Raw genomic sequence first — 12,280 nt, 5'->3', positions numbered from 1 at the left:
GCCCCCTCCGAATTCCGCAGGATTGACGCATGGATCTGGGTATCAACGGCCGCTGGGCACTGGTCTGCGGCGCAAGCAAGGGGCTGGGCCTGGGCTGCGCGCGTGCGCTCATACGCGAGGGCGTGAACGTGGTGATCGTGGCGCGTGGCGAGGCTGCACTGAAGGTCGCCGCCGACGAACTGCGTGCACTGCCCGGTGCCGGTGAGGTGCGCGCCGTCGCCGCCGACGTCACCACCGAGGCCGGCCGCACTGCGGCGCTGGCCGCCTGCCCGCAGGTGGACATCCTGGTCAACAATGCCGGTGGTCCGCCGCCCGGTGATTTCCGCAATTTCGAACGCGACGACTGGATTGCCGCGCTGGACGCCAACATGCTGGCGCCGATCGCACTGATCCGCGCCACCGTCGACGCGATGATCGAGCGCGGCTTCGGCCGCATCGTCAACATCACCTCGTCGGCGGTGAAAGCCCCGATCGACATCCTGGCGTTGTCCAACGGCGCGCGCAGTGGCCTGACCGGTTTCGTCGCCGGCCTGGCGCGCCGCACGGTGGCCCACAACGTCACCATCAACAATCTGCTGCCCGGCCAGTTCGACACCGACCGCCTGCGCGCCAACTTCGCCCACAGTGCGGGCAAGGACGGCGATGCCGGCGAAGTCGCCGAACGCCGCCGCCAGCAGATTCCCGCCGGCCGCTTCGGCACGCCTGACGAATTCGGCGCCGCCTGCGCCTTCCTGTGCAGTGCACAGGCCGGTTACCTCACCGGACAGAACCTGCTGATCGACGGCGGCGCCTACCCCGGTACGTTCTAAGAGACTTTCGCAATGCCGTCCCACTTCGATGCCCGCCATGTCCGCCGCGCGTTCGCGCGTGCCGCCAGCAGCTATGACGCCGCTGCCGCCCTGCAGCGCGAGGTGCAGTCGCGGCTGATCGAATCGCTGGACTACCTGGAGGCACGCAAGCCCGAGGTGGTGCTGGACATCGGCGCCGGCACCGGCCACGCCAGCGCGTTGATGAAGAAGCGCTGGCCGAAGGCGCAGGTGATCGCGCTGGACGTGGCGCTGCCGATGCTGGACCAGGCCAAGCGCCAGGCCGGCTGGTGGAAGCCGTTCCAGCGCCTGTGTGGCGATGCCGTTGCGCTGCCGCTGGCCGACAACAGCGTGGACGTGATCTTCAGCAACCTGTGCCTGCAGTGGGTGGACGACCTGCCGGCAGTGTTCGCCGGGTTCCGCCGCGTGCTCAAGCCAGGTGGCCTGCTGCTGTGCTCGACCTTCGGCCCGGAAACGCTGATCGAACTCAATGAGGCGTTTGCCGCCGCCGACGACCGCCCGCACGTGAGCCGCTTCGCGCAGATCGCGCAGTTCGGCGACGCACTGATGATGGCCGGCTTCCGCGACCCGGTGCTGGACCGCGATCTGTTCACCCTGACCTACGACGACCTGCCCTCGTTGATGCGCGAACTGCGCGCGATGGGCGCGACCAACGCGCGGGTGGACCGCCGCCACACACTGACCGGGCGTAGCCGTTTCGCGGCGGCGGCAGCGGCGTATGAACCGATGCGGCGCGCCGACGGCAAGCTGCCCAGCAGCTGGGAAGTGATCTATGCCCATGCCTGGGCACCGGACCCCGGCGCACCAATCCGCGAAGGCGGGCATGACGTGGCCTCGGTGCCGGTGTCGGCGATTCCGATCCGGCGCAAGCAGACCTGATCGAAAGCCGCCGGGCATGGCCCGGCGCTACCGGGCGCGCGATAGGGGCCGCGCCGGGTGCACCAATGGTAGCGCCGGGCCATGCCCGGCGAGCGCAGCGGCGCGGCAGCCGCTCAGGTATTGGCCGGCGAACTCAGCGGCGGGCGCACCAGGTCGCGGTGGAAGAAGTAGATCTCCTGCACCAGGAAGCGCCAGCTGGTGTGGAAGCTGCGGAAGCGCGTGCTGGGCGTGGACGAGGCCAGCGCATCGATGCCCAGTGCCTTGCTCAGTCGCAGCGCGCGCGCCATGTGCAGCGGGTCGCTGACGATGATCACCCGGTGCAGGTCGCGCTGGTCCATCAGTCGCTTGGCTTCGACCAGGTTCTGCACGGTGTTGCGCGAAGCGGTCTCGATCAGGATCGCATCGTCCGGCACGCCATGCTTGAGCGCATAACGCCGCGCCACCTGCGATTCGGAGAAGCGCGCACCGGTGCCGCCATAGCCGCCGGTGAAGATCAGCAGCGGCGCGTACTGGGCCTCGTACAGGTCCAGTCCATGCCGGATACGTTCTTCGAACACCGGAGATGGCTTGGCGTCATAGGCGGCCGCACCCAGCACGATGATGGCATCGGCCTTGGCGGCCTGGTCGCGCTCGCCGACCCAGACGATCCAGGCAGTCACACCCAGCAGCCAGATCACCAGCAGGACAAACAGCCGCCACAGCCAGCCCAGCAGGCCGGTGCGAGGCCGATGCCGGTCGCGGCTCATGGCGCCCCCCAGCGCAGGGCGGGCAGATCGACATTGCCACCGGACAGCACCAGGCCGACGCGCAGGCCGGCGAAGCGCTGCGGCTGCGCCAGCACCGCCGCCAGCACGGTGGCCGAGGACGGCTCGACCACCTGCTTGAGGATGTCCCACAGCAGGCGCATCGCTGCCAGCGTCGCGGTGTCATCGACCACGATTACCTCGGCACCGGCCGCGCGCAGCAGTTCGAAATTCGGCGCGCCGATCAGGGTACGCAGTCCATCGCAGATCGTGTCCGGGGTGAACGCGCCCTGCCGCTCGCCAGCGGCCAGCGAGCGCGCGGTATCGTCGGCTCCGGCTGGCTCGGCCAGCACCAGGCGGGTCTGCGGGCTGGCGTGCTGCAGCGCCAGCGCGGTACCGCTGGCCAGGCCACCGCCGCCCACCGGCACCACCAGCACATCGAACGGGCCGTCGCTGTGCAGCAGTTCCAGGGCCGCAGTGCCCTGCCCGGCCATCACCGCTGGGTCCGTATACGGATGGACCAGGGTCGCGCCGGTATCGGCCTGCACCCTGGCACAGGTGGCCTCGCGATCGGCGATGGTCGGCGGACAGCGCCAGAGCGTGGCGCCGTGGCGGGCGATGTTCGCCAGCTTGGCGGCCACCGCCCCTTCCGGCACCACCACATGGCAGGGCATGCCCCGGGTGCGTGCGGCCAGGGCCAGCGCGGCACCGTGGTTGCCGGAGGAATGGGTCACCACGCCAGCGATGGCACGATCAGCATCAAGCGACCACACCGCATTGCAGGCACCACGGAACTTGAATGCGCCACCGCGCTGCAGGTGCTCGGCCTTGAACGCCAGCTGTGCGCCGGCCAGCGCATCGAGCGTGCGCGAGCGCAGCACCGGCGTCACGCTGGCGTGCGGGGCGATCCTCGCCGCAGCAAGCAGGACGTCATCGGCGCGGGGCAACAGTGAATCGCTCATGACGCAAGATTAACGTATGGCTTCGCGCTGGCGACCGGGACACAGGTCATGCCAGCATGCAGCCCTACGCCTCCATTCATCCTGGCCGGCGGAATTAAGGGCCGATTCAACGCTGGCGCCCGAAGCTGACTGCACACCCGTCCTATGGGGGGACCCACCATGAAAATGCGCCTGATGCTTGCCGGTGGCCTGCTGCTGGCCCTGACCGGCTGCACCACCTACGACTATGTCGGCGGCGGCCGCAGCGGCAGCTACTACCACGGTGCGCCGTCGGTGGAGTACCGCTACCCGGCCGGCTATCCCTACAACTACGGCTACCCGTACTACGGTGGCTATGGCGGCTATTACGGCGGCTATGGCAACCCGTACTACTCGCGCCCGATCTACCGCCCGCCGCACAACCATCGCCCGCCGCCGCGCCCGGGCAATGGTGGCGAGCACCGTCCGCCGCCGCCGTCGCGACCGTCGTACAACGGTGGTTCGCCGTGGCGGAACATGGACTCCATGCGCCGTCCGCCGCAGTCGAACGCGCAGCCGTCGGCGCCCCCGCCGCAGGCCCGTCCGGCACCGGCACCGAGTGCGCCGAGGATGAACGGTTCCCCCTGGCGCAACATGGATCGTGCGACGCAGCGCACAGTTGAGCGCTGAACCGTCTTGCATTTCACACGGTCTAAGCCGCACTCTACGCGGACAGTGACGGCCCGCGTCACAAAGTGACAAAAACGACACGGGCCGCCGCAAAAAGCTCTACGTCGATATCCGACAGGAACATCTGGATCCCCCCTGTTCCGGCCCTGTCGGATGTCGGCACCTCTGAAGGCAGACGGCCCCGCAATGCGGGGCCGTCTGTTTTGTCGGGTCGCCGACCGGCGAAGGCCCCAGCTTCAGTAGATCCACGCCATGCGTGGATGGCGCCTTCCCGACAGCCCCAAAAAAACAGGGCCGGACAGTCCCCCGACTGCCGGCCCTCTGCTCCCCCACCGTGCGCCTGTACCGGCCCCTGTTCCAATTCCGGTCACGGGCGCCTATGGCGCCAGCCACGATGGGTGCTATTGGGTTATCTGCAAAAATCCTGCCAACTTTAGGGCCGATTTCGCCGCCAACTGGCCGACGCCGGCGTCCGGACCCCGAATGGCGCTAAAATCGCCACCCCGGCGGCGCCCCCGGCCGCGCCCGCCCCAAGCTGAACAGCCCCCATGAACCCGTCCTTCCATCGTTACGACGTCATCGTCATCGGCGGTGGCCACGCCGGCACCGAAGCCGCGCTGGCCGCGGCCCGCACCGGCGTGCGCACCCTGCTGCTGACCCACAACATCGAAACCGTGGGCGCGATGAGCTGCAACCCGGCCATCGGCGGCATCGGCAAGGGCCATCTGGTCAAGGAAATCGACGCTCTGGGCGGTGCGATGGCGCATGCCGCCGACCGCGCCGGCATCCAGTGGCGCACGCTCAACGCATCGAAGGGCCCGGCCGTACGTGCCACCCGCTGCCAGGCCGACCGCAACCTTTACCGCATGGCGATCCGCGCCATCGTCGAAGGCCAGGCCAACATGACGGTGTTCCAGGCCGCGGTCGATGACCTGGTCATCGAAGGCGATGCCGTGCGTGGGGTCATCACCCAGACCGGCCTGCGCTTCGACGCCGAGGCCGTGGTGCTGACCGCAGGCACCTTCCTGGCCGGCAAGATCCATGTCGGCCCGACCCAGTACGCCGCCGGCCGCATGGGCGACCCGCCGGCCACCACGCTGGCCGCGCGCCTGCGCGAGCGCCCGTTCCAGGTCGACCGCCTGAAGACCGGCACGCCGCCGCGCATCGATGGCCGCTCGCTGGACTACAGCGTGATGGACGAGCAGCCGGGCGACACGCCGCGCCCGGTGATGTCCTTCCTCGGCTCGGTGGACGAGCATCCGCAGCAGGTCAGCTGCTGGATCACCCACACCACCGAACAGACCCACCAGATCATCCGCGACGCGCTGCACCGCTCGCCGCTGTACAGCGGCCAGATCGAAGGCATCGGCCCGCGCTACTGCCCGTCCATCGAGGACAAGGTGGTGCGCTTCGCCGAAAAGGCCAGCCACCAGATCTTCGTCGAACCCGAAGGCCTGGGCATCGTCGAGATCTACCCCAACGGCATCTCCACCTCGCTGCCGTTCGACGTGCAGCTGGAGATGGTGCGCAGCATCCGCGGTTTCGGGAACGCGCACATCACCCGCCCCGGCTACGCCATCGAATACGACTTCTTCGATCCGCGCGGGCTGAAGGCCTCGCTGGAAACCAAGCTGGTCAACGGCCTGTTCTTCGCCGGCCAGATCAACGGCACCACCGGCTATGAAGAAGCCGCCGCGCAGGGCTTGCTGGCCGGCCTCAACGCTGCACGCCAGGTGCGCGGGCTGGACGGCTGGTGCCCGCGCCGCGACGAGGCGTACCTGGGCGTGCTGGTGGATGACCTGATCACCCACGGCACCAACGAGCCGTACCGCATGTTCACCAGCCGCGCCGAGTACCGCCTGCAGCTGCGCGAGGACAACGCCGACCAGCGCCTGACCCCGGCCGGCCGCGAGATGGGCCTGGTGGATGACCGCCGCTGGAACGCGTTCGAGACCAAGCAGGCCGCCGTCGCCGCCGAGCGCGCACGCCTGGGTGCACTGTGGGCAACCCCGGCCAATGCGCTGGGCCGCGAAGTGCAGGACACGCTGGGCGTGGCGGTCAGCCGCGAAACCAACGTGCTGGACCTGATCAAGCGCCCGGAGCTGGACTACGCGCAGCTGATGCAGGTGCCGTCGCTGGGCCCGGCGGTAGCCGACGCCAAAGTGGCCGAGCAGGTGGAGATCGGCGTGAAGTACGCCGGCTATCTGGATCGCCAGCGCGAGGAAATCGAGCGCCAGCAGCGGCACGAAGCCACGCCGATCGCTGAAGCCTTCGATTACGCGACGGTGCGCGGGCTGTCGGCCGAAGCACTGCAGAAGCTGGAGCGCGTACGCCCGCAGACCATCGGCCAGGCACAGCGGATTCCCGGCATGACGCCGGCGGCGATCTCGCTGCTGCTGGTGCATCTGGAACGCGCACGCCGCGGCCGCGTGGCGTAACGCGCCGCTGCGCTCGCCGGGCATGGCCCGGCGCTACCGTGCATTGGCGGGGCTTCATCCACGCATGGCGTGGATCTACTGCCGCTCTGGTGGGTGCCGACCTTGGTCGGCACGCATTTTCATATCGCGAAGCTGCATGCATTTGTGCCGACCAAGGTCGGCAGCTACCGGAACGAACGCGTTACCGTGCGTCCGCGCCGCCGCCCAGCACCTTGAACAAGGTCACCCGGTTGCCCGCTTCCTGCTGCTGCAACGCGATCAGGTCCTGCTGCGCGGCATACAGGTTGCGCTGTGCGTCCAGCGACTGCAGGTAGCCGTCCAGCCCGGTGCGGTAACGCGCATCGGCCAGCGTGTAGCTGCGCTGGCTGGCAGCGACCAGCGCGCGTTGCGCGTCCAACTGCGCGGTCAGGTGATCACGCGTGGCCAGCGCATCGGCCACTTCGCTGAAAGCCTGCTGGATCGCCTTCTCGTACTGCGCGACGCCGATGTCCTTGCCGATCTTCGAGGCATCCAGCGACGCCTTCAGTGCGCCGGCATGGAAGATCGGAGCGGTGATACTGGGCGCGAACGACCAGCCACGGGTACCAGCCGAGAACAGCGTCGACAACGCGGTGGAGCTGTGGCCGTAGTTGGCAGTCAATGTCAGCGTCGGGAAGAACGCGGCGCGCGCGGCGCCTATATCGGCATTGGCCGCCTGCAGCGCGTGTTCGGCGGACAACACGTCCGGGCGCTGCAGCAGCACGCTTGAGGGCAGGTCGGCCGGCAACGGCGCCAGTGCCACGCTGCCCTCCAGCGCCTGCGCGGTCGGCAGCAGGGCCGGATCCAGCGGCGCCCCCACCAACAGCTGCAATGCATCGCGATCCTGCGCCTGCTGCGTCTGCAGCTTGGCAAGCGCGCCGCGCGCGGCTTCCACGCTGGTCTGCACCTGCGACAGGTCCAGCCCCGAGGCCAGCCCCTGCGCATGGCGGGCCTCGGTGCGCTGCAGGGTCTGCTGCTGGCTGTCCAGGGTCTGTTGCGTGAATGCCAGCGACTGCCCATCGGCGGCCAGCGCCAGCCACGCCGTCGCCACTTCGGCGACCAGACTGGTGCGCGCCGCACGCTGGTTCTCGGAACTGGCCAGCCAGTTCTGCAGGGCTTCGCTCTTCAGGCTGCGGATGCGCCCGAACAGGTCCAGCTCCCAGCTGCTGATGCCGACCTGCAGCGCGTCGGACTCGGTCACCTGGGTGGCCCCGGTCTCACTGTTGGCGTCACTGACCCGCGAACGGGTGACGCTGCCGCTGGCATCCACCGACGGCAGCAGCGCCGCACGCTGGATGCGGTACTGCGCCCGCTCCTTCTCCACCTGCAGCACGGCCACGCGCAGGTCGCGGTTGTTCTGCAGCGCCAGCGCGATCACCTGCTGCAGGCGTGGTTCCAGGAACACCTCACGCCATGCCGGCATCGCCGGCGCAGGATCAGCCTCGCCGGTGGCCGCATTGCCGAACTGCACCGGCACCGGTGCCCCGGGCCGCTGGTAATGCGGCGCCATGCCCACGCAGCCACCGAGCACGGTGGTCATCGTCGCGGCCGCCAGGGCGCGCAGCAGCATCGGCTTCATGGACTTGCCTCCTGGGCAGTGGCGTGAGTCGCTGCGCGCCCCGGGAACAGGCGGCGCACCAGCAGGTAGAACAACGGCACGAAGAACATGCCCAGCACCATCGAGGCAACCGTGCCGCCGGCCACGCCGGTACCCAGCGAACGGCGCGCGGCCGAACCGGCGCCGGTGGCGAACACCAGCGGCAGCACGCCCATCAGGAAGGCCAGCGAGGTCATCACGATCGGCCGCAGCCGCAGGTAGACCGCCTGCAGGATCGCCTCGCGGGTGCTCTTGCCCTGCTGTTCGAGGATGCGCGCGAACTCGACGATCAGGATGCCGTTCTTGGCCGCCAGGCCAATCGTGGTCAACAGGCCGACCTGGAAGTACACGTCGTTGTTGAGGCCGCGCAGGTTCATCATCAGCACCGCACCGAACACGCCTACCGGCACCGCCAGCATCACCGCGAACGGCACCGCCCAGCTTTCATAAAGCGCGGCCAGGCACAGGAACACGAACAGCAGCGAGATGGCGTACAGCATCGGCGCCTGGTTGCCCGACAGCTGTTCCTGGTAGGCCATGTCCGACCACGCGTGGCTGAAGCCTTCCGGCAGCGTATCGGCCAGGCGCGCGATCTCAGCCATCGCCTCGCCGGAGCTGACGCCCGGCGCCGGCTGGCCGGTGATCTCCATCGCCGAGATGCCGTTGTAGCGCTGCAGCGCGGCCGGTGCGCTGGACCAGTGCGCGCTGACCAGCGATGACAGCGGCACCATCTGCCCAGCCTGGTTGCGCACGCTCCAGCGCTCGATGTCCTGCGGCTGCATTCGTGCTTCGGCAGCGCCTTGGATGAACACCTTCTTGATGCGGCCCTTGTAGATGAAGTTGTTGACGAAGTCGCCGCCCAGCGCCGCGTTCAAGGTGTCATTGATGTCCTGCGGATTCACGCCCATCGCCTGCGCCTTGGCGTCGTCCACCTTGACCGCATACACCGGTGCATCTTCCAGGCTGGCATAGCGCACGTTGACCAGCTTCGGATCCTTGGCAGCTTCCTTCAGCAATGTGTTGCGTGCAGCCACGGCGGCGGCATGGCCGCCACCGCCTTCGTCCTGCAGTTCCAGGGTAAATCCGCCCGCATCGCCGAGACCGAGGATGGCCGGTGGCGAGGTGATGAACACCTGCGCATCGGGCACGCTGGCCATGGCTTTGGTCAACCGCGCGGCGATGGTATCGGCGTCGTCCTTGCGGTCATCCCAGTCCTTCAGGCGGATGAAGGCCTGGCCGACATTCTGGCCGCTGCCGGTCACGCTGAAGCCGGCGGTGGCCTGGATCGACAGCACGCTGTCGTCTTTTACTGCGGCGGCACTGAGGCGATCCATCACAGCACGGGTCTGTTCCAGCGTGGCGCCGGCCGGCAGCTTCACCAGCGCGTTGAGCATGCCCTGGTCCTCGTCGGGCAGGAACGCGCCAGGCAGGTGCCACAGCAGCAGGCCGGTGACCACGCTCAGCACCAGGTAGAACACTACGCCGAGCGTGCGCCGACCGAGGAAGCCATCCACCCGACGACGCAGGCCGTTGGAGGTGCGCTCGAAACGGTGGTTGAACCAGATGAAGAACTTGCCCAGCAGGCTCGGTTCGCCGCCGTGGTCGCCGTGCGGATGGCCGCCCTTGGGAATCTGGTGCAGGATGCTGCCGCACAGCGCCGGGGTGATGGTCATCGCCACCAGCACCGACAGGATCATCGCTGCCGCAATCGTCACCGAGAACTGGCGGTAGATCACGCCGGTGACACCGCTGAAGAACGCCATCGGCAGGAACACTGCGGTCAGCACCAGCACGATACCGACCAGCGCGCCGGTGATCTGGCCCATCGCCTTCAGCGTCGCCGGCTTCGGCGCCAGCCCTTCGAAGGTCATCACCCGTTCCACGTTCTCCACCACCACGATGGCATCGTCCACCAGCAGGCCGATGGCCAATACCAGCGCGAACATGGTCAGCGTGTTGATCGAATAACCGAACGCGGCCAGAACGCCGAACGTACCCAGCAGCACCACCGGCACTGCGATGGTCGGGATCAGGGTGGCGCGCCAGTTCTGCAGGAACAGGTACATCACCAGCACCACCAGGATGATCGCCTCGATCAGGGTGATCACCACTTCCTTCAGCGAGATGGTCACGAACGGCGTGGTGGTGAACGCCACGTGGGCGGTGTAGCCATGCGGCCAGTACTTCTGCAGCTGCTGAAGCCGTGCATCGATGGCCTTGGACACGGCGATGGCGTTGGCACCGGCATTGAGTTCGATACCCAGCGATGCAGATGGCTTGCCGTTGAAGGTGCTGATGCTGTCGTAGCTCTCCGGGCCCAGGCCGATCTTCGCCACCTCACCCAGATGCACCACGCTGCCGTTGGCATCGGCCTTCAGCACCACCTGCGCGAACTGTTCGGGCGTGTGCAGGCGGCTGCGCGCGGTCACCGTGGCGTCGAGCTGCTGGCCCTTCAGCGCCGGCTGGCCGCCGAGTTCACCGGCCGAGACGTCGGTGTTCTGTGCCTGCAGCGCGGTCTCGATGTCCGACGGCATCAGCGCGTACTGGCGCATCTTCTCCGGGTCCAGCCAGATGCGCATGGCGTACTCCTGGCCGATCGGCTGGATGTTGCCGACACCGCTGACGCGGCTGATCTGGTCATCGATGCGCGCTTCCATGAAGTTGGCGACATCGAAGTTGTCCATGCTGCCGTCTTCGCTGGTGAACGACAGCACCTCGAAGATCGAACCACTGGACTTGGTGATGGTCAGGCCGTTCTGCTGCACCGCCTGCGGCAGCGTGGCCATGGCCGCCTGCAGCTGGTTCTGCACCTGCACCTGCGCGGTGTCCGGATTGGTGCCGGTGGCGAACACCAGGTTGACCTGCGCCGAGCCGTCGGAGGCACTGGTCGAGGTCATGTACATCAGGTGATCGAGGCTCTGCTGCGACTGCTCGATGACCTGGGTGACCGCATTTTCCACGGTCTGCGACGAGGCACCGGTGTAGGTGGCACGGATGGTGATGGTGGGCGGGGCGATCTGCGGGTAGCGGTCCACCGGCAGGATCAGGATCGCAAGCAGGCCGAGCAGGCTGACCGCAATGGCGATCACCCAGGCGAAGATCGGCCGGTCGATGAAGAAACGAACCATGCGCGGCAGGCCTCAGTGCGACTTTTCGTCGGTGTTGCCGTTCGGGTCGATCGCCGGCATCGCCGCCAGCTGCGCCGTGGTGGCCGCCACCGCCTTGACCTGCTGGCCCAGTGATACCGCACTGCCGTTGCTGACGATCACCCGTTCGCCGGTCTTGAGACCATCGGTGATCTGCCACTGGTTGCCGACCACCTGGCCGGTGCTGACCCGGCGCTCGACCACATGATCCTTGGCGTCGAGCAGGCGCAGCAGCGGCTCGCCGCGTTCGTTGCGCGTCACCGCCTTCTGCGGCACCAGCAGCGCGCGCGCGTCGGTGGCCATCGGCAGCACCGCCTTCAGGTACATGCCGGGCAGCAACAGGCCGTCCGGGTTCGGGATGACCGCACGCAGCACCACATTGCCGGTACCCGGATCGACCGCGCTGCCGACGAACTCCAGCGTGCCTTCGTGCGCATAGGTGCTGCCGTCCTCCAGCAGCACCTTCACCTGTGCCTTGCCATCGATGGCCTTCACCAGGCCGGCATCGAGCTGCTTGCGCAGCGCCAGCACCTGCGTGCTGGACTGGGTGACATCCAGGTACACCGGGTCCAGCCGCTGGATGGTGGTCAGCGCGGCGTCCTGCCCGGCCGCGACCAGCGCACCAGCGGTCACGCTGGAGGTGCCGATGCGACCGTCGATGGGCGCGGTCACCCGGGTGTAGTCGAGGTTGATGCGGGCGGCCTGCAATGCAGCGCGCGCGGCAATCACGTTGGCCTGCGCCTGCTTCAGCGCCGAGGTGGCGTCGTCGGCATCCTGCTTGCTGGCCGCATCCATGCTCACCAGCGCGCGGGTGCGCTCGGCCTTCGGCTGTGCCGACAACACGGTGGCCTCGGCCTGCGCCAGCTGCCCGCGGGCGGTATCGAAGGCCGCCTGGTATGGCGCCGGATCGACCTGGTACAGCAGCTGCCCCGCCTTGACCTGCTGGCCTTCGGTGAACAACCGCTGGCGGATCAGGCCGCCGATCTGCGGCCGCACCTCGGAGATCTCGAACGGCACGGCGC

General features: G+C 68.1%; 9 protein-coding genes. 4 read left to right on the top strand and 5 right to left on the bottom strand.

From position 1 onward, the window contains the following. Window positions 1-29 precede the first annotated feature (29 nt). Window positions 30-809: an SDR family oxidoreductase gene (locus G5A07_RS18980; protein ID WP_049480070.1), complete on the top strand. Its 780-nt coding sequence runs from the start codon at window positions 30-32 to the stop codon at window positions 807-809. Between the two features lie 12 nt (window positions 810-821). Beyond that, window positions 822-1,706 carry a malonyl-ACP O-methyltransferase BioC gene (bioC, locus tag G5A07_RS18975; protein WP_191863823.1) on the top strand — a complete coding sequence of 295 codons (885 nt, stop codon included), beginning with the start codon at window positions 822-824 and terminating at the stop codon, window positions 1,704-1,706. A gap of 113 nt (window positions 1,707-1,819) precedes the next feature. On the opposite strand, the gene G5A07_RS18970 is transcribed toward bioC, so the two are convergent. Together G5A07_RS18970 and G5A07_RS18965 are read right to left on the bottom strand one after the other, a co-directional pair. Further along, on the bottom strand, window positions 1,820-2,464 hold the full coding sequence (locus G5A07_RS18970) for a YdcF family protein (protein ID WP_049480113.1): 645 nt from the start codon (window positions 2,462-2,464) through the stop codon (window positions 1,820-1,822). Further along, window positions 2,449-3,411 carry a pyridoxal-phosphate dependent enzyme gene (locus G5A07_RS18965; protein WP_191863822.1) on the bottom strand — a complete coding sequence of 321 codons (963 nt, stop codon included), beginning with the start codon at window positions 3,409-3,411 and terminating at the stop codon, window positions 2,449-2,451. Before G5A07_RS18965 ends, G5A07_RS18970 begins: the two co-directional genes overlap by 16 nt. A gap of 159 nt (window positions 3,412-3,570) precedes the next feature. Here G5A07_RS18965 and G5A07_RS18960 point away from each other — a divergent pair, with 159 nt between their 5' ends. Both G5A07_RS18960 and mnmG read left to right on the top strand, forming a co-directional pair. Next, on the top strand, window positions 3,571-4,059 hold the full coding sequence (locus tag G5A07_RS18960; protein WP_100447005.1) for a hypothetical protein: 489 nt from the start codon (window positions 3,571-3,573) through the stop codon (window positions 4,057-4,059). A gap of 548 nt (window positions 4,060-4,607) precedes the next feature. Continuing rightward, entirely contained in the window at window positions 4,608-6,497 is a 1,890-nt protein-coding gene (mnmG, locus tag G5A07_RS18955) for a tRNA uridine-5-carboxymethylaminomethyl(34) synthesis enzyme MnmG (RefSeq protein WP_191863821.1), read from the top strand. Between the two features lie 181 nt (window positions 6,498-6,678). On the opposite strand, the gene smeC is transcribed toward mnmG, so the two are convergent. The 3 genes from smeC to smeA all read right to left on the bottom strand — a co-directional run. Next, window positions 6,679-8,094 carry a multidrug efflux transporter outer membrane subunit SmeC gene (gene smeC, locus G5A07_RS18950; protein ID WP_191863820.1) on the bottom strand — a complete coding sequence of 472 codons (1,416 nt, stop codon included), beginning with the start codon at window positions 8,092-8,094 and terminating at the stop codon, window positions 6,679-6,681. After that, the gene (gene smeB / locus G5A07_RS18945) at window positions 8,091-11,240 is read right to left on the bottom strand and encodes a multidrug efflux RND transporter permease subunit SmeB (protein ID WP_191863819.1); all 3,150 of its coding nucleotides are present in this window, start codon (window positions 11,238-11,240) and stop codon (window positions 8,091-8,093) included. The genes smeC and smeB overlap by 4 nt, the downstream gene beginning before the upstream one ends. A gap of 12 nt (window positions 11,241-11,252) precedes the next feature. Beyond that, on the bottom strand, window positions 11,253-12,280 hold a 1,028-nt coding region (gene smeA / locus G5A07_RS18940; RefSeq protein ID WP_191863818.1), incomplete at its 5' end, for a multidrug efflux RND transporter periplasmic adaptor subunit SmeA.

The organism is Stenotrophomonas sp. AS012628, from assembly GCF_010608305.1.
Lineage (GTDB): Bacteria > Pseudomonadota > Gammaproteobacteria > Xanthomonadales > Xanthomonadaceae > Stenotrophomonas > Stenotrophomonas geniculata.
Note: the sequence above shows the minus strand (reverse complement) of the source record. Positions and strands in the feature narration are given on the sequence as shown.